17 protein-coding genes and 1 pseudogene are annotated in these 22,296 nt (G+C 65.0%); 17 read left to right on the forward strand and 1 reads right to left on the reverse strand.

Features of this window, described 5'->3' with window-relative positions:
* The first annotated feature begins 261 nt into the window (after positions 1–261).
* From ACZ9H4_RS30500 to ACZ9H4_RS30560, 13 genes are all read left to right on the forward strand, one after another.
* On the forward strand, positions 262–2,472 hold the full coding sequence (locus ACZ9H4_RS30500) for a TonB-dependent siderophore receptor (RefSeq protein WP_408152223.1): 2,211 nt from the start codon (positions 262–264) through the stop codon (positions 2,470–2,472).
* Positions 2,473–2,755: 283 nt separating this feature from the next.
* Positions 2,756–4,456 carry an FAD-dependent oxidoreductase gene (locus ACZ9H4_RS30505; protein WP_408141146.1) on the forward strand — a complete coding sequence of 567 codons (1,701 nt, stop codon included), beginning with the start codon at positions 2,756–2,758 and terminating at the stop codon, positions 4,454–4,456.
* Between the two features lie 77 nt (positions 4,457–4,533).
* A complete protein-coding gene (locus tag ACZ9H4_RS30510; protein ID WP_408141147.1) occupies positions 4,534–5,970 on the forward strand; it encodes an aldehyde dehydrogenase family protein in 1,437 nt (478 codons plus the stop codon).
* Between the two features lie 13 nt (positions 5,971–5,983).
* Positions 5,984–7,762, forward strand: coding sequence for a thiamine pyrophosphate-binding protein (locus ACZ9H4_RS30515; RefSeq protein ID WP_408152224.1), 1,779 nt, complete (start codon positions 5,984–5,986; stop codon positions 7,760–7,762).
* Between the two features lie 107 nt (positions 7,763–7,869).
* Entirely contained in the window at positions 7,870–9,102 is a 1,233-nt protein-coding gene (locus ACZ9H4_RS30520) for an ABC transporter substrate-binding protein (RefSeq protein ID WP_408152225.1), read from the forward strand.
* A 43-nt stretch (positions 9,103–9,145) separates the two neighbouring features.
* Complete coding sequence (locus tag ACZ9H4_RS30525) at positions 9,146–10,015, forward strand: branched-chain amino acid ABC transporter permease (RefSeq protein WP_408141150.1); 870 nt, start codon at positions 9,146–9,148, stop codon at positions 10,013–10,015.
* Complete coding sequence (locus ACZ9H4_RS30530; protein ID WP_408152226.1) at positions 10,012–12,618, forward strand: branched-chain amino acid ABC transporter ATP-binding protein/permease; 2,607 nt, start codon at positions 10,012–10,014, stop codon at positions 12,616–12,618. Before ACZ9H4_RS30525 ends, ACZ9H4_RS30530 begins: the two co-directional genes overlap by 4 nt.
* Complete coding sequence (locus ACZ9H4_RS30535; protein ID WP_408141152.1) at positions 12,615–13,487, forward strand: sugar phosphate isomerase/epimerase family protein; 873 nt, start codon at positions 12,615–12,617, stop codon at positions 13,485–13,487. The genes ACZ9H4_RS30530 and ACZ9H4_RS30535 overlap by 4 nt, the downstream gene beginning before the upstream one ends.
* Positions 13,484–14,407 (forward strand): NAD-dependent epimerase/dehydratase family protein, encoded by a 924-nt coding sequence (locus ACZ9H4_RS30540; RefSeq protein WP_408152227.1) that lies wholly within the window; start codon positions 13,484–13,486, stop codon positions 14,405–14,407. The genes ACZ9H4_RS30535 and ACZ9H4_RS30540 overlap by 4 nt, the downstream gene beginning before the upstream one ends.
* The gene (locus ACZ9H4_RS30545) at positions 14,404–14,826 is read left to right on the forward strand and encodes a cupin domain-containing protein (RefSeq protein ID WP_408152228.1); all 423 of its coding nucleotides are present in this window, start codon (positions 14,404–14,406) and stop codon (positions 14,824–14,826) included. The genes ACZ9H4_RS30540 and ACZ9H4_RS30545 overlap by 4 nt, the downstream gene beginning before the upstream one ends.
* A 22-nt stretch (positions 14,827–14,848) precedes the next feature.
* Positions 14,849–15,811 carry an NAD-dependent epimerase/dehydratase family protein gene (locus ACZ9H4_RS30550; RefSeq protein WP_408141155.1) on the forward strand — a complete coding sequence of 321 codons (963 nt, stop codon included), beginning with the start codon at positions 14,849–14,851 and terminating at the stop codon, positions 15,809–15,811.
* Between the two features lie 37 nt (positions 15,812–15,848).
* Positions 15,849–16,592 (forward strand): SDR family oxidoreductase, encoded by a 744-nt coding sequence (locus ACZ9H4_RS30555; RefSeq protein ID WP_408141156.1) that lies wholly within the window; start codon positions 15,849–15,851, stop codon positions 16,590–16,592.
* Between the two features lie 18 nt (positions 16,593–16,610).
* A complete protein-coding gene (locus ACZ9H4_RS30560; protein ID WP_408152229.1) occupies positions 16,611–18,149 on the forward strand; it encodes an FAD-dependent oxidoreductase in 1,539 nt (512 codons plus the stop codon).
* A 17-nt stretch (positions 18,150–18,166) separates the two neighbouring features.
* Here the strand turns inward: ACZ9H4_RS30560 and ACZ9H4_RS30565 are convergent, their stop codons facing one another.
* The gene (locus ACZ9H4_RS30565) at positions 18,167–19,171 is read right to left on the reverse strand and encodes a LysR substrate-binding domain-containing protein (protein WP_408141158.1); all 1,005 of its coding nucleotides are present in this window, start codon (positions 19,169–19,171) and stop codon (positions 18,167–18,169) included.
* A gap of 111 nt (positions 19,172–19,282) precedes the next feature.
* Between ACZ9H4_RS30565 and ACZ9H4_RS30570 the strand changes: the two genes are divergently transcribed.
* From ACZ9H4_RS30570 to ACZ9H4_RS30585, 4 genes and pseudogenes are all read left to right on the forward strand, one after another.
* Positions 19,283–20,230 (forward strand): LysR family transcriptional regulator, encoded by a 948-nt coding sequence (locus tag ACZ9H4_RS30570; protein WP_408152351.1) that lies wholly within the window; start codon positions 19,283–19,285, stop codon positions 20,228–20,230.
* The gene (tcuA, locus tag ACZ9H4_RS30575; protein WP_408141159.1) at positions 20,227–21,630 is read left to right on the forward strand and encodes an FAD-dependent tricarballylate dehydrogenase TcuA; all 1,404 of its coding nucleotides are present in this window, start codon (positions 20,227–20,229) and stop codon (positions 21,628–21,630) included. The genes ACZ9H4_RS30570 and tcuA overlap by 4 nt, the downstream gene beginning before the upstream one ends.
* Positions 21,617–21,847 (forward strand): annotated as a pseudogene (gene tcuB / locus ACZ9H4_RS30580) (tricarballylate utilization protein TcuB); the annotation flags it as partial. The gene tcuA and the pseudogene tcuB, both read left to right, overlap by 14 nt.
* Before the next feature lie 98 nt (positions 21,848–21,945).
* Positions 21,946–22,296, forward strand: a 351-nt coding sequence (locus tag ACZ9H4_RS30585) for a transposase (protein WP_476122376.1), incomplete at its 3' end; no start/stop codon positions are given.

Here is a 22,296-nt window from a genome sequence, read left to right on the forward strand (position 1 = left end):
GGGACCACGAAAAGTTCGTTTTCCCCATTTCGTCAGACTTTATACCCCTTCGCCGAGTGGGGGTTCGTGCGGGGGCGGGTCATCCGGGTCAGAAGAGCGGGGGAAACCCGCGTGGCGGGCCATGCGGCGCTTTTAAGAGGCCGTAAGGCAATCGAATTGCAACGTAAGGCTTTTAAATGGACGCCCGCTTTGCTAGTATCGCGCCTTTGAGAATGATTCCCATTCACAACGTGAGGCGCAGACGCCTCGGTCCTGTCAGACATGAAAAATCAACAAACCAAACGCCGTACCGGGCTCATGCCTTACCGTCCTCTGCACGTTGCCGCGTGGCTGACTTTTGCCGCCGCGTCTCAGCATGCCTTTGCTCAGAGCAACGCCAATGCCGACGCCGCGGTGCCGGCTGCCGCCTCCGGCGTGACAGCGGGCGCGCCGGAGGCGGGCCGCGGCGAACAGGCATTGCCTGCCGTCAAAGTGACGGCGGCTGCCCAGGCAGACTCGCCGCTGCATCTGAATACGCCGATTTCGGCCGGCGCGCTCGGCTCGCGCTCGCAGTTGGAGACGCCGTTTTCGACCACCATCGTGACCGGCGAAGAACTCGCCGACCGCCAGGCCAACAAGCTCGGCGACGTGTTCGCGGGCGACGCTTCGGTGACCGACAGCAGCAACGCGTACAACGCGTGGGCGACATACATCACGATTCGCGGCCTGCCGATCGACTGGCAAAACGGCTTTCGTATCGACGGCAATCCGTTCATTTCATACGGCATCACTATGCCCTATGAAAATCTGGAACGGGTGGAATTGCTCAAGGGCCTCGGCGGATTCATGTATGGTTTCGCGCAACCAGGCGGCGTCGTCAATTACGTGACGAAAAAACCTGCGGCCGAACCGGTGACGAGCGCCTCATTGGGTTATCGGATGGACGGCGTGCTGAGCCAGCATGTGGACCTGAGCCGCCGTTTCGGCCCGGACGGGATGTTCGGCGCGCGCATCAACTACACGCACGAGGCGGGCAAGACCTATAACGCCGGCGACATCAACCGCAATTCGGTAGCGTTGGCGCTGGACGGCCAGCTCACGCGCGACCTCGCCGTCTACTTCAATGCGATCTATCAGCAAAGCCGTTCGAGCGGCGGGACGCCGGCGATCTACACGGGCAGCTACACGGCGGCGAATCTGCCCGCGACGATCAGCGGCGGCAGCAATCTGCTGGGCGGCACCGATCAGCATCTGAACACGAACCTTCAGCTTTACACGGGAGGCGTGCGCTACCAGATCACGCCGGACTGGTCGTTCAATACGTCGCTGAGTTACAGCAAGTCGACGCGCGACCGTAACGAGAGCACGCTCACGCTGCTCAACCAGGCGGGCGACTACACCGACAACCGCTGGAACGGCGACGAAGGTCACCAGGACATTTACTGGCAGGGGATGTTCGAAGGCAAGGTGAAGACCGGCCCGTTCATGCATCAACTGGTGCTCGGCGCGTCGTGGCAGCATCAGACCAACGACTACAGCGCTGTTTCGTACTACTTCGAACTCGGCAACGGCAACCTCTTCCAGCCGAATCCGTGGCGCTATTACTCTGGCGCGGGTCTCGACAAGTACCGCGCGAGCGAGATCACGCAGAAATCGGTGTTTGCGAGCGACACGATCCAGTTGACGAGCCGCTGGTCGGTGCTCGCGGGCGTGCGCGTCACGAACTACGATCAGGAGACGTACAACGTGAACGGCTCGCTGGCGTCGTCGTACGGACACAATGGCGTCGTCACGCCGACCTTCGCGCTCATGTACAAGCTCGAGCCGAACACGACCGTCTACGCGAGCTACGTGGAGTCGCTGGAGCAAGGGACGACCGTCGCCAGCAATTACGCGAACGCCGGGGCGCTGCTGAACCCGCTGCGCTCGCGCCAGTATGAGGTCGGCATCAAGAGCGAGCACGGGAGCTGGAGCGCGAATGCCGCGCTGTTCCGTATCGAGCGCGGCGCCACGTATGAGAACGACCAGCACGTGCTGACGCAGGACGGCACGTCGATCTATCAGGGTATGGAAGCGGGCGGCAGCGTGCGCCTGGGCCGCAGCTGGCAGGTGGCGGGCGACGTCATGCTGCTCGACACGTGGTACGCGAAGGGGCAGACGTATAACGGCAACCGCGTTGCCGGTGCACCGCGGTTCGTTGCCGCTGCGCGCGTGACCTACGATGTTCCGTTCGTGCCGGGCCTGCAGGTGGGCGCCGATACGAAATACACGGGCAACATGGAAGTACGTCCGGCGGGCAATCTGCAGACGGGCGGCTATATGCTCGTGAACGTCGGTGCGAACTATATGACTCGCATCGGTGGCCACGACGTGACGCTGCGCGCGGCGATCGATAACATCACGAATCGCCGCTACTGGATGTTCCAGTACGAAAACTATATTGCGCCGGGCGATCCGCGTACGGTCAGCCTGAATGCCAAGATCGATTTCTGATCGAAAGTTGGAAGCCTGCTCGCCGGTCGAGTATCGGCAGCGGGCTTTTCGTTACTGCGCGGCCGAGGTATTCGGCCTGGCCTGAATTCGAGCGCACATTCTCTGGGCATAGGGGCACGCGCCGCGTGCCTCCCTGCAAACGCCACGCCGTTTCGCTCCGCCTCGTTACCAATCTCTCCACCGCTTTCGCCACGCAACACCCGCAGCCATAGCAGAAAGCGATAACCGCCATCGGAAATCGGTAGTCCCGCGCTCGCGGTTCACGCGCTTACACTGCGTCTCCATGACAGACGAAAACTACGATCTGATTGTGGTCGGCGCGGGCGCGGCGGGGCTAGCGGCCGCTTCCATCGGCGCGGCGGAAGGACATCGCGTGCTGTTGCTCGAGCACACCAGCCGGGTTGGAGGCACCACGGCGATTTCCGGCGGCATGGTCTGGATTCCCGCGAACCACAAGATGAAGGACGCGGGCCTCGACGATAGCGAGGAAGCGGCGCGTCGCTACATCGAAGCAACGGTGCCGGGCGCGACGAACGACGCACGCATGCAGGCCTTTCTCCAGCAAGGCGACGCGGCGATCCGCGACCTCGAAGCCCACACCGCGCTAAAGCTGCGCCCGGTGCGCCGCTATCCCGACTACTATCCCGATCTTCCCGGCGCGACGCCCGGCGGACGCGTGCTCGAACCCGTTCCCTTCGACGGCCGCGAACTCGGCAAGGACTTCGCACTGCTGCGCGATCCATTGCCCGAATTCATGCTGTTCGGCGGCATGATGATCAGCCGCGAGGACATTCCGAAGCTGCGTCGCCTCGGCAAATCGCCGGCCGCCACGTGGGACGTGCTCAAGCTGATCGGCCGATACGCGCGGGAGCGGCTGCGCGCCCATCGCGGGACGACGCTCGTGCTCGGCAATGCGCTCGCCGCCAGATTGTTCAAGTCGGCGCGTGAGCTAGACGTCGAAATCGTGCTGAACGCGCAGGTCGATCGCCTCGTGCTGGATGGTGGCCGGGTCGCGGGTCTGCGGCTGCGAATCGACGGGACCGCGAAGGAAGTGCGCGCGCGGGCCGTGGTGCTCGCGACAGGTGGCATCTCGCACGATATGGCACTGCGCGCGTCGTTCGTGCCCGCCCAGGCGGGACAGCGCTCCGCTACCGCAAACGCAGGTGTGCAGGCAGGCGGGGCTCGCCTCGCGCAGGCAGCGGGCGCTGCATTGAGCCCACCATCGCGAGGCGTGGACGATGCGCTGGCTTTCTGGGTACCCGTGTCCTGCTGGCAACGGGAAGACGGGTCTTCAGCCGTATTCCCTCACACCGTGACTGATCGCGCGAAGCCGGGATTGATTGCTGTGAACCGGCACGGCAAACGTTTCGTCAACGAGGCGGTTTCTTATCACGAGTTTGTGCGGGCCCAGCTTCGCGATGCCGACGCTGCGATCCCCGCATGGCTCGTCTGCGATAGCCGCTTTCTCTGGAAATACGGGCTCGGCCGCGTGCGCCCATTCGCGCTATCGACCCGGCGCGACGTCGCGAGCGGCTACCTCAGGAAGGCGCACACGCTGGATGCTCTAGCCGACAGCATCGGCGTGCCGCGTGCGGCGTTCGTGCAAACCGTGCAGCGCTTCAACGTCGATGCAGGAGAAGGCCGCGACGGCGAATTCGGCCGGGGCGGCAACATGTACCAGCGTCATCTGGGCGATGCGGACCGCCAGCCCAATCCCTGCGTCGCGCCGATAGAGCACGGCCCTTTCTACGCGGTCGCCGTGTTTCCCGCCGATCTCGGCATGGCCGCCGGCCTCGTCACCGACGCGCATGCGCGCGTGCTGCGCGCCGACGGCACGCCGATCGACGGCCTCTACGCGTGCGGCAACGACATGCACTCGGTGATGAACGGCGCGTATCCTGGCCCCGGCATCACGCTCGGCCCGGCGCTGGTGTTCGGCGTGATCGCGGCGCGGCACGCGCTCGGCCATAAGCTGACCGTATAGGTGGTCTCGGAAAACAATAGTTTTGCTCGCGAAACCGCGCCTCTACACTGCTTGCTATCGCATGGAGCCTAATTTCGATGACCGAATCATTCACTGCCCTGCCTGAGGTACGACTCCTGATCGACGGCCAGTGGGCCGATGGCGTCGAACGCATCGCGGTGCTCGACAAATACCGGCTGACGCGATGTGCGAACCTGCATCTCGCGTCGCAGGACCAGGTGCGCATCGCGGTGGCGGCAGCGCAGCGTGCCTTTGCGGCATCGACGTTGACGCCGTATGAAAGAGGCGCCGTGCTCGAGCGCGCCGCAGCGCTGCTCGAACGCGATTCGCAGCAGCTCGTCGGCGCATTGCAGACGGAGGGCGGGTTTACGCTTACCGATGCGCAAGGTGAGATCAAGCGCTGTCTGCAGACTTTCAGGCTCTCGGCGGAAGAAGCGCGCCGGCTGGCCGGCGACATGGTGCCGCTCGACGGCGCGCCGCAGCAGGCAGGCCGCCTCGGCTTCACGATTCGCGTGCCGTTGGGCGTGGTGTGCGCAATCACGCCGTTCAACGCGCCGCTCAACACGGTCGCGCACAAGGTCGCGCCCGCGCTCGCAGCCGGCAACGCCGTCGTGCTGAAGCCTTCGACGCATACGCCCACGCTCGCGAATCTGATGGCGTCGAGTCTGCTCGAAGCTGGTTTGCCGCCGGGACTCATTACGGTGGTGCACGGTGGTGCGGAAGTGGCGGGGTGGCTGATCGACGAGCCCGCCGTGCGCTTTTTCGCGTTCACGGGCAGTACCGAAGTCGGACGTTCGATCCAGCAGCGCGCGGGCCTGCGCCGTACGCAGATGGAACTCGGCAGCATCGCGTTTACGATCGTCGGCGATGACGCCGACCTCGATCAGGCGCTGCCGAAAATCGTCGCGGCAGGCTACCGCAAAGCGGGACAGGTCTGCACGTCGATCCAGACGCTGCTCGTGCAACGCGACCGCCTCGCGGAGGTCAAGGCGCGCCTGACCGGACTGGTGGGCGAACTGCGCTTCGGCGATCCACGCGACCCGGCGACGCTGGTCGGCCCCGTCATCAGCCTTGCGTCGGCCGAGCGCATCGAGCGTTGGATCGACGATGCGGTGGCACGAGGTGCAAGCCGACTGGTGGGCGGCGCGCGCGACGGCGCGGTCGTGCCGCCGACGCTGCTGGCCGACGTCGATCCCGCCTCGCAGGTCAGTTGCCAGGAAGTGTTCGGCCCGGTGATGTCGCTCGTGCCGTTCGACACGCTCGACGAAGCGATCGACCGCGTCAACGCCACGCCGTACGGGCTCGCGACCGGGCTCTTCACGAACCGCCTCGACGTGGCGCTGAAAGCGGCGCGCCGCCTGCACGTGGGCGGCGTGCACATCAACGAGACGTCGAGTTCGCGGGTCGATCTGATGCCGTACGGCGGCAGCAAGGACTCCGGCTTCGGACGCGAAGGGCCGCACTACGCGGTGCGGGAGATGAGCGAAGAACGTTTGATCACGCTGAGTACATGAAGGGGACGATGCAATGCCGATGATGAAGGGCGGTCAACTGATCGCCGAGACGCTGGTCAAGGAAAACGTGCCGTACGTGTTCGGCATCTGTGGTCATGGCAATGTCGGGATTCTCGATGCCCTGTACGACGTGCGCGACAAACTGCAACTGATCTCCCCGCGTCACGAGCAGTGCGCGGGACACATGGCCGATGCGTACTTCCGCGTGAAGCACCGTCCGGTCGCGACGCTGACGTCCACCGGCCCCGGTTCGGCGAACATGGTGATGTCGCTCGCCACCGCGCTGGCCGATTCCTCGGCGTTCATGGCGATCAGCGCCAACGTGCCGACGTCGCAGCACAATCGCGGGCCGTTCCAGGAACTCTATCAGCACAACCAGGCGGATTTCGCGCAGGTCATGCGGCCGGTCGTCAAGCGCGCGTTCCAGCCGTCGCGCGTCGACATGCTGCCGCTCGCGCTGCGTCAGGCGATGGACACGATGGTTACGGGCCGTCCCGGTCCGGTGAATCTCGACATACCGTACAACGTGTTTCAGGAAGAGGCCGATGTCGAATTGCCGCCCGCCTCGCAGATCGGCCGCCGGGTGCGGCCCGGCGCGAGCGACGCCGACCTTGCCGCCGTGCTGGATCTGCTCGCCGCCGCGCACAAGCCGGTGCTCTTCATCGGCCATGGTGCGACGCTCGCCGAAGCGGGGCCGGAGCTGGCCGAATTGCAGAAGACGCTGCGCATTCCGGTGATCACGTCGCCGAACGGCATGGGTTGCGTGCCGGCGGACGACACGCTGACGCTCGGCTTCATCGGCCGCAACGGCGCGTATGCCGCCAACGAGGCGGGCCGCCAGGCCGACCTCGTCGTGACGATCGGCACGCGCTTCGACGACCGTTCGTCGTCGAGCTGGCATCCGGGCTACTCGTGGAATTTCCCGAAGACGCGGCTCGTGCACGTAGATATCGATCCGAACGAACTGGGGCGCAACTATGCGGTGACGGTCGGCATCGTCGCCGATGCGAAAGTGTTCACGCGGCAGTTGCTCAATGCGCTGCCCGGCCGTCCGGCGATCGAGGCGAGGCGCTACGCGCCGTGGGCCGAAGAAGTGCTCGGCTGGGTGCGTCAGTGGGAAGCGTTCGTGCGTCCGCACTTCAGCGATTCCACGAGCCCGCTGCGGCCAGAGTTCGTGGTCGGCACGTTGCAGAAAGCGCTTCCCGACGATGTCATTCTGTCGCTCGATTCAGGCGTGCATCACAACTGGTTCATGCAGTTCTGGAAGCCGAAGCGCCCGCAGAGCATGTTGAACAGCTGGGGTTATTCGTCGATGGGCTTCGGCGTATGTGGCGTGCTCGGCGCGCAACTCGCCGCGCCTGACCGGCCGTGCGTCGCGGTGGTCGGCGACGGCGGCTTCACGATGACGCCGTACGTGCTGTGCACCGCCGTCGAATACGACCTGCCGGTGGTGTGGATCATCTGGAACAACTTCGCGTGGGGCGCGATTCGCGATCTGCAATACGGTCTGTTCGATGGCCGCGAGATCGGCACGGCCTTCTACAAGGGGCAAACCGGCGAACGCTACAACCCCGACTTCGCCGCATGGGCGCGCGCGTGCGGCGCCGATGGCATGACCGTCACGCGTGCACAGGACCTTGGCAATGCTGTGGAGCAGGCGCTCAGGAACCGGCGGCCCTGCGTGATCGACGTACACGTGGACGCCGAAGTCAGGCCGCCTTCGACCGGCACGTGGCAGTTGCCGCCGATTCCGTACAAGGAGCCGGTCTACGGCAAGCCGTACATCGCCTGATCACAGATTCACAGCCGCACGCATAACCAGAGAGCAGTCGTTCAACTCATGCTCCACGGCGCCTCGTGACCTTGAAGGCCGGCGCCGCCCCTAAACAGGAGACAGTCATGATTTTCCGCAATCCGCGCGGGCGGGTAGGTGTTCGCTCGTTTCTCGCAATCGCAATGGGTTTGGCTTGCAGCGCCACGGCGCTCGCGCAGGGCAGCGATCCTGTGCGCATCGGACTCATTTATTCGAAGCAGGGCCCCGGCGCCTCGATCGGTCAATTCCTCGAACGCGGCAGCGAGCTCGCACTCGAACAGGCCGGCGGAAAAGTGCTGGGCCGGCCGGTAGAACTCGTGTGGCTCGACGAGCCGAATCCGCAGGTCTCGCAGCAGAACATGCAGAAGCTGGTCGGCGAGAACAAGGTCGTCGCGGTGGTCGGCGGCAATTACAGCTCGTCCGCGCTCGCGATGATGAGCGTCGCCAACCGCGCAAAGATTCCGCTGATACTGCCGGGCGCCGCCGCCAGTGAGATCACCGGCAAGGATTGCAGCCGCTATACGTTCCGCACCCAGGCCACGGTGCCGGTTCAGATCGCCGGCGTCATGCCGTATCTGTCGCAGATCGGCAAGAAGGTCTATTTCCTGACGCCATCGTATGCATTCGGCCAGGACATTCTGCGTTCGGCGCGCGGTCGGCTGAAAGAGAACGGCATGAGCGAAGTTGGTGTCGATGAAGTGCCCGTCAATACCGCGGACTACAGCTCGTACATTCTGAAGATCAGACAGGCGAAGCCGGATGTCGTGCTCGGCGGGCTCGTCGGCGGCGATTTCTCGAACTTCCTGAAGCAATGGAACGAGATGGGCATGAAGGACAAGATCCCGTACGTGGCCGTCGCGGTGACCGACACGGACTTCTGGGACGTGGGCGCGCAGGCATCGGCGGGCATCTACGTGAAGCCCTGGTATTACAACAACCCGAAGAACACCGCAGCCGAGCAGAAATTCACCGCCGACTTCGAGAAGAAATACGGCCGGCCGCCTTCCGACAAGTCGTGGTCAGGCTGGATCGCGATGCGCTCTCTGCTCGAATCGATCAATGCGGCGAAGTCCACGGACTCGAAGGCCATCGTCACCCAGCTCGAGAAGTGGAAGAACACGGACCGCGCTTTCCCGTTCTATTACCGCGATTGGGATCACCAGCTCGTGCGTCCTTCGGTGGTCGTCAAGGTCAAGTCGAAGATCACCGACAAGTACGACTTCTTCGACGTGGTGAGAGATACGTCGAACACCGCGGCCGAGACCGAGAAGGCCTTCGGCGACAAGCAGGAGATCGGTTGCAACATGCCGTCGCTGTAACGTCGCGGCAACCATACGGCAACTGCACGATCAAGGGGGCATCATGCTCGATACGCTTGTTTCACAGTCGGCCAACGGACTGGTACTCGGCTTCATCTACGTGCTGATCGCCGTGGGCCTGTCCATCACTTTCGGCCTGCTCGGCGTGATCAATTTCGCGCACGGCGCGTTCTTCGCACTCGGCGCCTACGTCGCGTACCAGCTCTATCAGATGTTCGGCTGGCCCGCGGTGGTGCTCGCGCCGATCCTGGTCGGCGTGATCGGCATGGTGGTGGAGGTGGTCATCATCCGGCGGCTGTACGGCAAGGAACCGCTGTCCAGTCTCATCGTCACCTTTGCACTCGCGTTGCTGATCGAAGCGCTGATCCGCTTCTTCTGGGGCGCCGACGGCAAGCCGTTCAACCAGCCGGAGTTTCTCGCGGGCATTGTCGAGGCGGGGCCGCTGCTGATCACGAAGTACCGGGTCGCCGTGCTCGTCGCGACGCTCGGCACGCTGCTCGCGCTCGGCGCGTTCCTCGCATGGACACCGTACGGCCGCATTCTGCGCGCGGGCAGCCGCGATCCCGAGATGGTGGAGCTGCTCGGCATCAACCTGCCGCGCGTGCTGACCGGCGTGTTCGGGCTCGGCTGTGCGCTGGCGGCGATCGCCGGCGTGCTGGCCGCGCCGCTGTGGACCGTGTCGCCGTCGATGGCCGCCAACGCGATCATGCCGGCGTTCGTGGTCGTCGCGATCGGCGGTCTCGGCTCGTTTGCAGGCGCGGTGGTCGCGGGACTGGCGGTGGGCATCGTGAGTTCGCTCACGATCCAGTTCCAGCCCGATGCCGCGGCCGCGTCGATGTATGCGCTGATGTTTATCGTAATGCTGTTGCGTCCGCGCGGACTGTTTGGAGAACACTGGGAGCGCTTCGAATGAATACGCGCAGGAATACCGGCACGCCGCTGCGGGAGCGCGGCCATTTCCGTCCGTTGCGTCATCCGGTGGTCACGATGGCGGCCGTGCTGATCATCATCTCCGGGGCGGCGCTCGCGCTGGGCATGCCGATCGACCGCATCACGCAGATCGCGATCTATACGCTCTATGCCGCGGGCACGAACTTTCTGATCGGCTATCTCGGGCTGGTTCCGTTCGGCGCGTCGTTTTTCTTCGGCTGTTCGAGCTATGCGCTGGCCATTGCCTCCGGGGCATGGGGCGGCAACGAAATCACGGGCGTGCTGATTGCCGGGGGCTTTTCGCTGCTGCTCGCGCTCGTGATCGGTGCGCTGATTCTGCGGCGCAAAGGTCTCTACTTCTCGTTGCTGACGCTCGCCTGCTCGCAAATCGCATTCGAGATCGCGTACAAGTGGACCGCGGTGACGGGCGGCGAGAACGGTTTGCAGAACGTGGCGCGGCCGCTGTTCGGATCGGCGCTGGCGTTCCATGCTTTTGCGCTGGTGGTTGTGATCGCGCTGTCGTGGGCGCTGTGGCGCATCGCGCACGCGCCGTTTGGCCGCCTGATGCAGGCGCTGCGCGATAACGAGCAACGCGTGACGAGTCTCGGCTACGACGTGTATACCACGCGGCTGATCGCGCTGCTGATAGCGGGCGGCACGATCGGCGTGGCGGGCGGCCTGATGGCACTGCTGCTGCAAGGCGTCTATGCGAACAATCTGAACTGGGCACACGCGGGCGACCCGGTGCTGATGGCGGTGCTGGGTGGCGTGCATCAGTTCCTCGGGCCGCTGTGGGGCGCGATTACCTTCATCGTGCTCGAAGACCGGCTCAGCGCGATCACGGAAAACTGGTGGCTGTTTTTTGCGCCGGTGATCATCGTCATGGCGCTGCTTTCGCCGGAGGGCATTCAGGGGTTCTGGCAGCGCTTCGGCAAGCGGCCACGCTGGACGCTCACGCGCGACACCATTCCCGCGCGGCCGGCGCGCATCACGCCGTATCGTCCGCTCGATGCGGGCGGCGACGAAGGTGATGCCGTGCTGTCGGTGCAGAACCTGTCCAAGCGTTTCGGTTCGATCGTCACGCAAGACAGCATTTCACTCGACGTGAAGCGCAATCAGCTGCACAGCTTCATCGGGCCAAACGGCGCGGGCAAGACCACTTTCTTCAACATCCTCACGGGCTTCATTCTGCCCGACGAAGGCCGCATCGTTTTCGAAGGGAGCGACATCACGCGCTTGCAGGCGCATAAGCGTGCCCGTCTGGGACTCGCGCGGTCGTTCCAGATTCTCAGCGTATTTCCGAACCTGAGCGCATTCGAAAATGTGCGTGTCGCCGTGCAGGCTGCTCGCAAGCAATGGCGCGGCTTCTGGCTCGACGCATACACGGCCGGGGACGCCAATGAGCGCGTCTGGTCGCTGCTCGACGCGGTCGGGCTGGCCGATCGCGCCGGCAGTTTGTGCGCGGAGTTGTCGCATGGCGAGAAACGTCTGCTCGAAATCGCGATGACGCTCGCCACGAGCGCGAAGCTGTTGCTGCTGGACGAACCGCTCGCCGGTCTCGCGGAGTCGGATCGCCAGGTCGTCGCCGCGCTGATCCGGCGGCTCGCGAGTTCGCATGCGGTGCTGCTGATCGAGCACGACATCGATCGCGTGCTTGCGCTGTCCGATCGCATCACGGTGCTGCACCAAGGACGGCTGATTGCGGACGGGTTGCCGGCGGACGTCGCGCGTGATCCGCAGGTGATCAGCGCCTATCTCGGCGATTCGGGCACGGCAGACGGCGCCGCGACCAAGGTCGCGCGCATCGACACTGCAGCAGAACCGGCGCGGGCTGCTGCAAAAGCCGCTTCATCTGGCCGTGCGCTGCTGCAGCTCGGACAGGTGAGCGCGGGCTACGACGGCGGGACGGTGCTCGAAGGCGTCGATCTGACCGTGCAGTCGGGCGAGGTCGTCGCGCTGCTCGGCCGTAACGGCGTCGGCAAGACCACGCTGTTGCGCACGATCACGGGGACGCTGCACGCAACGGCGGGCCGGGTGATCTTCGACGGCAACGATGTCAGCGCGATGCGCGCCGATCTGATCAACCGGCTCGGCGTATCGCTGGTGCCGGAAGGGCGTCGGCTGTTCCCCAATCTCACGGTTCAGGACAACCTGAAGATCGGCGCCCGTGTAGGCGGCGCACCGCTCGATGAGATCTGCGAACTGTTTCCCAAGCTGCGCATATTGATGCGTTCGCGTGCGGGCAACCTCTCCGGCGGTGAACGCCAGATGGTCGCGATTGCGCGCGCGCTGATGGTGCCGAGCCGCCTCATCCTGCTGGACGAGCCGTTCGAGGGTCTTGCGCCGGCGGTCGTGCACGAGGTGCGCGAGGCGGTCGTGAAACTGACCACGCGCGCGAGCCTCGTCATCGTCGAGCACCATGCGGAGTCCGTGCTGACGATGGCCGACCGTGCGTACGTGCTCGTCAACGGCAAGGTGGCGTTCGGCGGCAGCGCACAGGAACTGGCCGCCGATACCGCGCTGCAGGAACGCCTGCTCGGCGTGACGGCGGGCGATCCGGAAGAACTGTTGCGGAAGACGGCATGAGCATGACGACGATCGACACGACACACCGCGCGCGGCCGCTCGGCGTGAACACCTATGGCTATATCTGGTCGACGCCGGCGGCCGAGTGCGTGCGGCGGCTGGGCGCGCTCGGCTATCGCGAGTTCGAGCTGGTGCTCAATCCGCCCCACCTCGCACTGGATGAATTCAAGTCCGGCGAGCGCAGGCAGTTTGCCGCATTGCTGACGGCCGAAGGTCTGGTGGCGCGCTCGCTGAACGTGCCGAGCCTGGATCACAACCTCGCGAGTCCGATGCGGCGCATGCGCCAGTACTCGGTCAATCTGTTCATCGACGCGATCGACCTGGCCGCCGATATCGGCGCCACACACCTGGTCGTCGTGCCCGGCCGCATGAGTCCGCTCTTTCCGCCACCGCAGCAGCAGTGCGAAGCGTGGATGCGTGAAAGCCTCGACGCGCTCGTGCCGCATGCCGAGCGGCGTGGTGTGACGCTCGCGCTGGAGAACGTGCCGTTCGCGTCGTTTCCCGATGCCGTGACGCTTGGCGCCTTCGTACGTGGATACGCTTCGGCGTCGCTGGCGGTCTGCTATGACGTGGCGAACGCGCATTTCATCGGCGAGTCGCCTGCCGCGGGCTTGCGGGAATTGCGCGAACTGGTCCGGCTGATCCATCTGTCCGACACGACGCGCGAGACGTGGCGTCATGATGAAGTCGGTCTGGGAGACGTGCCCTTTTCTGAAGTGCCCGCCGCGCTCGATGAAATCAACTTCAACGGAGCTTGCATGCTTGAAATCATCTCGTCGGAACCTGAGCGCGCGATTCGGCGCAGCCACCGGGCATTGACCGCGTTCGGCTTTGCAGAAGCTGAAAAAACTACGCTGAGGCCCGCATGAGCCGCATTCTGGTCACGGGCGCCGCAGGCCTTCTGGGCCGCTTCGTCGTCCGCGAATTGCGCGCGCATGGCTACGACGTGCGCGGCTTCGATCGCCGCGCGGGCGACGCGGACATCGAATGGCTGATCGCCGACGTGACCGACGCCGCCGCCCTCGAGGCGGCCATGCGTGGCGTCGACGCCGTGCTGCACATCGCGGCGGTGCCGAACATCTGGTCCGGCGACGGCGCGACCATCATGCACGTGAACACGCAAGGCACGTGGCTCGTGTTCGACGCAGCCGAGGCCGCAGGCATTCAGCGCGTCGTCTTCTGTTCGAGCGATTCGGTCGCGGGCTACACCGTGCGTGAAGGCAAGATGGTGCCGCCGCGCTATGCGCCGCTCGACCTCGCGCATCCGCTGAACGCGACGGATCCGTACGCGTTGAGCAAAGTCGCGGGAGAGGACATCGCGCGGGCGTATGCGTTGCGCGGTATGTCGGTGCTGGCGTTGCGCACGGTGTTCGTCGCGTATCCGGAGATGGCGGGCGAGATCGTCGCGCGCGCGAAAGATCCGCTCAACTATCACGCGCCGGTGGCGGGCGGTCCCTCGACGGCAGGCGGCGGCCCGCTGCACCACCACATCGACGCGCGCGACCTCGCCCGCGCGTTTCGCCTCGCGCTGGAACTGCCGGTGCGGTCCGGCGAGTTCGATCGTTTCTATCTGTCGGCGAGCGTCACGCTGTCGCCGGAGCCGACCATCGAGCGTTTGCGCCGCCTTCATGGCGACGCGGTCGACATCCGCGACCCCGAGCACTATCGCCGCCATCCGTTTGCACCCCTTTACGACCTCAAGCACGCCGCGACTCGGCTCGGCTTCGTACCCGAGTTCGATCAGCGGCACCTGTTGGCCGGCTTGCCCGGCTTCGAGAAACAATCATGACGACAATCATCCCCGACGATAAGCATTTCCAGAACGCGGCCAGGGAAAAGCAGGCCGTGACACGCAACCTCGCCGAGCTGCTGTGGGTGCAATACCCTGGCCACTTCAATCAGGCGCTTTCGAAAGCGATCGTGACGCCAGACACGGTGGGCAGCCGTTTCTTCGATCACCGCATCTCATGCTACGAGCCCGGCGCTTATGTCGAGAATCATGTGCACAAGGTGCAGGAGCAGATCTATCACGTGCTGTCGGGCGAAGGCATGCTGGTCGTCGACGGCGAGCAGCGTCTGGTTCGCGCGAACGACGTGACCTATATCCCGCCCGGCGTACAGCACGAATTTCACTGCACCGGCACGGACACGCTGGTCTTTCTGGTGATCACGAGCCCGCCGACCGACGAGGAACCGCAGCCGCGCTGAGGCTGCACAACGAGAGAAGACGATGAAGAAGATTCTGGTTACCGGTGCGAGCGGCTGGCTCGGCACCGAGATCGTGAAAGCACTGCTCGCACGCGGCGATGCAGTGGTCGGCACCGACATCGTGATCAGCCCGGCGGCGACCGCGCTCGCCGCGCGCTATCCGGCGCTCACGCTGGCCGCGGCGGACCTGTGCGAGTGGCCGCAAGTATTGCGTCTGATGCACGACCATCGTCCTGACGCGGTGATTCATGCGGCTGCGATCGTCGGCGTGATTCAGTGCGCGGACATTCCGATCAAGGCGAATCGCGTCAACGTGGAAGGGTCGATCAACCTCTTCGAAGCGATGCGGCTCGCGGGCGTCAAGCGGATCGTGCATGTCAGCACAGAGGAGACGTACGGCGACTTCACCGCGCCGTCGATCGACGAAGATCATCCGCAAAAGCCCGTCAGCGTGTACGGCGCGACGAAGCTCGCGGTCGAGCATTACGGGCGCATGTACTCGCGCGATCACGGGCTCGAATGCATCAACGTGCGCACCTGCTGGGTCTATGGGCCGCATCTGCCGCGCCTGCGCGTGCCGCGCACCTTCATCGAAGCCGCGCTGCGCGGCGAGGCGCTGCATGCGCCGGACGGCGCGCAGCTCGCGGTCGATCAGGTCTACGTTGCCGACACCGTGGCGGGTCTGCTGCTCGCGCTCGACAAAGAGGCGCACCGTTTCGACAGCTACAACGTTGCGACGGGCGTTGCACCGACGATCGCGGACGTCGCAGAAGCCGTCAACCGGGCGATCCCCGGCGCGCGCATCACCGTGGGTAGTCGCGGCCCGTACCGGCACGGCGGCACGGTGCTCAGCGCGAAGAAGGGCGCGCTCGACATCAGCCGGGCGCGCGCCGAACTGGGGTACGAGCCGCGCTACGACTTGCAGCATGGCATCGAAGCCACCATCGAAGAAACCCGCGCGGCGTTTGCGCGCCATACCGCGTAGCACCGTTACGCATCGATACGCAAAAGGGAGACAGGCAATGAACAGCATCAAGCCATTGGCGCTGGTGTTCGGTGGATCGCGCGGCATTGGCGCCGCATGTGTCGATGTGCTGGCGCGCGGCGGTAGCGACATCGCATTCACTTACGCGAGCCAGTCCACGGCGGCCCGCGAACTGGAGGACAAGGCGAGCGCGCACGGCGCAAAAGTGCGTGGCTACCGCGTGGATATCTGCGACGCGGCTGCCGTGAACGCAGTGTTCGCCGACATCCTGCGCGACTTTGAGCGCCCGCTGCAAGCGGTGATCGCGAACGCCGGCATCAACGTGCCGCCCGCGCCCGTCGCGCAATTCGGCGATGACGATTTCCGGCGCCTCATCGAAGTGAACCTCGTCGGCGCGTTTCATGTGCTGCGCGCCGCGGCGCGCGAGGTGGCCGACGGCGGCTCGATCGTCGCGCTGACCACCTCGCTCGTGCGCCACGCGGTGCCGGGCGTGGGCCCGTACAGCGCGACCAAGGCGGCGGTGGAGTGCCTCGTACGGTCGATGTCGAAGGAACTCGCGGCGCGCAACGTGCGCGTGAATGCGGTGGCGCCAGGGCCGATCGACACCGAGCTGTTTCGCGCCGGCAAGACTGACGAAGCAAAGCAGCGCTCGGCCAGCATGAGCCCGCTGAACCGCATCGGCACGCCCGAGGAGGTCGCGGAAGTGGTCGCGTTCCTGGTCTCGGGTAAAGCGTCGTGGGTAGACGGCCAGATCGTGCAGGCCAACGGCGCGCTGGTGTGAATGTCCGGACGTACAGAGATGCAGACACGAAACCGTATCTATCCGCCGGCCGACGAGACCGTTGACGTACTAGTGGTCGGCGCGGGCGGCGCGGGGCTCGCGGCGGCGATCGCGGCGGCCGAGGCTGGTGCGCGCGTCGTGCTGTTGGAGAAAAACGAGGCGCCGGGTGGATCGACCTCGTGGTCGATCGGCTCCGTGAGCGCTTCGCAGACGCCGCATCAGCGGGCCCAGGGCATCGCGGACACGCCGCAAGCGCACTGGGAGGACATGCCCGGCTTCGCGGGCGATCTCGCCGACCGCGACAACGACGCGCTGCGCCACGTGTTGTGCGACGCGATGCCCGACACGTTCCAATGGCTGCTCGATAGCGGCATCCGGTTCATGGGACCGATGCCCGAGCCGCCGCATCGCGTGCCGCGCATGCACAACGTTTTGCCGAATTCGCGTTCGTTCATCTATCACCTGTCGCGGCGCGCGCGCCGCTGTGGCGTGGAGATTCGCGTCCGCGCGCGTGTGACGGAACTGGTGCTGGAGGAGGACGGAGTACGGGGCGTGCTCGTCGACAGCGAGAGCGAAGGCCGCCCGACTCGGCGTATCGACGCCCGCGGGGGGGTGATTCTCGCCGCGGGCGACTTTACCAACAGCCCCGAACTGAAGGCCCGTTTCATGGGACCGCAGGAGGCTAAAGTCGCCGCGGTGAACCCGACCGCCACCGGCGACGGCCAGCGCATGGCCGAGCGCTGCGGGGCGCAGATCGTCAATGGCGACCTCGCGCTCGGCCCGGAGATCCGTTTCATCGCACCCGCGAAGGAGAATTTCGTGCGCCGTCTGCCGCCGTGGCGTTCGCTGGCCGCGGTCATGCAATGGTCGATGAAACATGTTCCCGACGTGATTCTGCGGCCGTTCCTCATGAAGTTCCTGACCACCGCGCTCGCACCCGCACTCGCGCTATTCGAAGACGGCGCGCTGCTCGTCAACGCGCGTGGCGAACGTTTCTGCGACGAGTCCGACAAGCCCGCATACCGCTTGCCTGATCAGCCGGGCGGCGTCGGCTATATCGTCATCGACGGGCGTATCGCCGAACGCTATTCCCGCTGGCCGCATTTCATTTCGACCGCGCCGGGTGTCGCCTACGCATATCTCGCCGATTACCGGCGCAACCGTCCGGATATTTATCGCGAGGCCAATACCGTCGAAGGGCTCGCGCGCATCACGGGGATGGACGCCAACGCACTCGGCGCGAGCATCGCGGGCACGTCGTCGGGCATGAATTCACTCGCACGTGCGCCGTTCATCGCGCTCGGGCCGGTGCGCGCGGTGTTCGTGCATAGCGAAGGGGGGGTGCGCGTCGACGCTCAACACCACGTGATCGACGTATGCGGACAGCGCATTGCGGGTTTATATGCCGCCGGTTCGACTGGGCAGGGCGGTTTGCTGCTGAAGGGGCACGGGCACCATCTCGCGTGGGCATTCGCTTCGGGGCGGCGCGCTGGACGGCTTGCCGCGGCGGCCTCGCGCCGACCCTCGGAGCGGACCACTAAGGTCGAAACCGCATGAGGGCCGTCATGGAAACATCAGGTTTCGACGCCTTGCATTGGAAGGTCGTCGAATTCGACCCGCTCGGGTGCGGGCGTATCGAGCGGCGACATCGAACGCACGCCTTGCCACGCGTTGCTGCCGATCAGTGTGCGCACGACGTGCTTGAGTTCGTCGCGCACGATCGCCGCGGCTTGCGACAACTTTTCCGGCCCGAGCGCGTACAGGTAATTGCGTCGCACCATCTCGGCGTCCGAGATGCGCAGGCAGCGCCATTGCTCGGGCGCGTTCTGCAGCGCATACACCGCGGCCATCGGTTTGATCGTTGCGCCGATGCCATCGGCCACGCAGTGCATCAGCAGCGGCAGCGAATCGATTTCCGCCACTGCGTCGACGGTCAGGTTCACGCGGTCGAACTCGAGTGTGATGCGCCGGCGCAGGCCGTGTCCGGGGCTAGGCAAGATCAGCGGCAGCTTCGCCAGTTCGTGCAGCGTGATGTCTTTGCGGTGTGGCGCGATCATCTGGCTGTCATGCGGCAGGATTACGAACAGTTCTTCCTCCGCCAGCAGTTCGACCGTGAGATCCAGCGCGGCCGTCGTGCTGAACAGGATCGCGAGGTCGAGTTCGCCGAGGCGGGTCATATGTTCGAGGTGGCCCGAGAGTGCCTCGACGACATTGAGCACGATGCCGGGATATTTCGCGTTCAGATGCTTGATGAGCGGCAAGCCGAGCGCGCACACCGTGGTCGGGGCCATGCCGAGATTGACGCGGCCGCTCACGTTCGAATGCTCGCGGCGCGCGACCGATACCGCCTGATCGAGCTGGCGCAGGATGAAACACGCATGATGGTAAAGCGCTTCGCCGTTGTCGGTCGGCCTCACGCCGCGCGACGAGCGCACGAGAAGCGGCTTGCCGACTTCGTCTTCGAGCCGGGTCATTTGCTGGCTCAGCGCGGGTTGCGCGATGAACAGTTGCCGCGATGCTTTCGACAGGCTTCCGCTCTCGACGATCTGCACGAAGTACTTCAACTGACGCATGTCCATGTGTGATCCCTGTGCGGAGCAGCGAGTGTTCCGCACGTCTCCTTTACTGGACGTAACCCCATGTCGATTGCAAGTCTGATTTTTGCAAATGAGGACCAGGTCGAACTGCCGATCGAACTTCGGCAGTTGCGCTATTTCGTCCGTGCGGTGGAACTAGGAAGTATAAGGCGGGCCGCGTCCGAATTGGGAGTGGCGGTTTCCCTGCTCGGTCAGGATCTCGACAGGCTCGAAGCGCAACTGTCGACGCAGCTGTTGCGCCGCACGCGCAGCGGGCTGATTCCGACTGACGCCGGTTTCGCGTTTCTGCGCCACGCGCAATTGACGCTGCAGCATGCCGTCGAAGCCGTGGAGGCCGCGCGGCAGAAGCGCCTCGTGGGACACGTGAGCGTCGGCCTGCCGCCGAGCACCGCATCGGTACTAGGCGTGCCGCTCGTCATGGCGATGCGCGAGCGGCACCCCGAATTGCGCGTGCATCTCGTCGAAGCGCTGTCGGGACATCTCGCGGCGATGCTCGACGCGCGGCAGCTCGACCTGGCGCTGGTCGCGCGCGGCAACGCCACGCGGCGCTGGCGTGTTCGTCCGTTGATCGACGAGCGTGTGTACCTGCTTGGCCGCGCGGACTTGCCGGGCTTTCCCGCGGTGGAGACGCTAAGTCTCGCCGACCTCGGCGATCTGCCGCTGGTGATGCCGAGCGGCTCGCACGGTTTGCGCGCGTTGCTCGATCTCGCGTTCGAGCGGGCGGGCGTGCAGCCTCATATCGCGCTTGAAATCGACGGTCTCGCGTTGCTGATGGACGCCGTGTGCGCGGGCCTCGGTGCCACGCTGCAGCCCGGTTCCGTGGTGTGCCGTGAACCAGGCCGCCCGTTGCGGGCCTTGCTGATCGCCGACCCGGATGCGCGCAGGCAAACGTTGATCGCGAGCCAGTCCGAGGATGAACTATCTCCCGCCGCGCTTGCCACCCGGGTCGTGATCGCGGATGTCGCGCACGAACTCGCGGTGGCCGGACGCTGGCCCGGCACCACCCTGCACGACCTGAACACGGGAGGCGACGAACCATGATCGATGTGCTGGTAATCGGCGGCGGCAATGCCGCGTTGTGCGCCGCCTTGATGGCGCGCGAAGCGGGCGCGAGCGTGGTGCTTCTCGAAGCCGCGCCGCGTGAATGGCGCGGCGGCAATTCGATGCATACGCGCAATCTGCGCTGCATGCACGATGCTCCTCAGGACGTGCTCGTCGATGCCTATCCGGAAGAGGAGTTCTGGCAGGACCTCCTGAAAGTCACCGGCGGCGCGACCGATGAAAAACTGGCGCGGCTGGTGATCCGCGCGTCGTCGACCTGCCGGCCCTGGATGCGCCGGCACGGTGTGCGCTTTCAGCCGTCGTTGTCGGGCGCGCTGCACACGGCGCGCACTAACGCGTTCTTCATGGGCGGAGGCAAGGCGCTCGTCAACGCCTACTATCGCAGCGCCGAAGCGCTCGGCGTGCGCATCCGCTATGACGCGCGCGTGGAGCGGCTGCAATTGCGCGATGGCCGGTTTGTCGCGGCGTGGGTGGGCGATGAGCGTATCGAGGCCCGCAGTTGCGTGCTCGCCGCCGGTGGCTTCGAATCGAATCGCGAGTGGTTGCGCGACGCGTGGGGCCGCAATGCGGCGGGGGAATGGCCCGCCGACAACTTCATCATCCGGGGCACGCGCTTCAATACGGGAACGTTGTTGCGCTTCATGAAGGATGCCGACGCCGACATGATCGGCGATCCGACCCAAGCGCACATGGTGGCGATCGACGCGCGTGCGCCGCTCTACGATGGCGGCATCTGCACGCGTATCGATTGCGTGTCGCTCGGCGTCGTGGTGAACCGCGACGCCGAGCGCTTCTATGACGAAGGCGAGGATTTCTGGCCGAAGCGCTACGCGATCTGGGGCCGGCTCGTCGCCCAGCAATCTGGCCAGGTTGCGTATTCGATTATCGACGCGAAGGCCGTGGGACGTTTCATGCCACCGGTCTTTCCCGGCACGAAGGCGGAGTCGCTGCCGCAACTGGCGCGCGCGCTCGGCCTCGATGAAGCGCGTTTCATGCGGACGATGAACGCTTACAACGACGCCTGCCGTCCGGGCAGCTTCAATCACACCGTACTCGACGATTGCACGACAGCTGGACTCGCACCGCCGAAGACGCACTGGGCCCGGCCCATCGACACGCCGCCGTTCTTCGGTTATGCGCTGCGGCCCGGCGTGACGTTCACCTACCTGGGACTCAAGGTCGACGAAACAGCGGCGGTACGTTTCGGCGGCGAGCCGAGTGCGAATCTCTTCGTCGCGGGCGAAATGATGGCCGGCAATGTGCTCGGCAAGGGATACACGGCCGGAGTCGGCATGAGCATCGGCACGGCGTTTGGCCGTATCGCCGGCACTCAGGCTGCGCGGGCCGCACTGGAGGAGCGTCGACATGCAGCAGCTTGAAGCGTTGACCCGTGAAGCCGCCGCGCTGGGCGAGGGTAAGGCGAGGGTGATCCCGATCCATGCGTTGTCCCGTGATGAGGCCGAGGTCGCACGCGTTTTGCAGATCTGCAATGCGTGCCGCTATTGCGAGGGCTTTTGCGCGGTCTTTCCTGCGATGACGCGCCGGCTCGAATTCGGCAAGGCCGACATTCACTATCTGGCCAATCTCTGCCACAACGTAAGCATCTGATTTGTACCGTTCCCCGTCTTGCGTAGAAGATGCAATCATCGCCTGCGACGGACACGAGTGACCGACTCTGTCCACAAACAGCGGGAATGGACACAGTGCCTCAGACAGTCGATTTATCAGCGAAGCGCCAGAACCGACGGTATCCATTGGAATGGAAACGATCGGTCGTCGAGCAGACGTTTGAACCCGGCGCGTCGGTCGCGAGGGTCGCTCGCGACAACAACATCAACGCCAATCAGGTGTGGGCCTGGCGCAAACTGTACGCTCAGGGTCTGTTGATCGAAGATGCGCAGACGCAGACCATGTTGCCTGTCGTTGTCGATGTACAGTCCGATCGACCGGCGGCCCGTGCTCCGGAGACGACGAACGCGCCGGTACCTCGGGAGGCTGCTAAGGGCAGCATTCAGCTTCAGCATGGCAATACGTCGGTCCGGATA

The organism is Paraburkholderia sp. TE9906 (assembly GCF_056279605.1).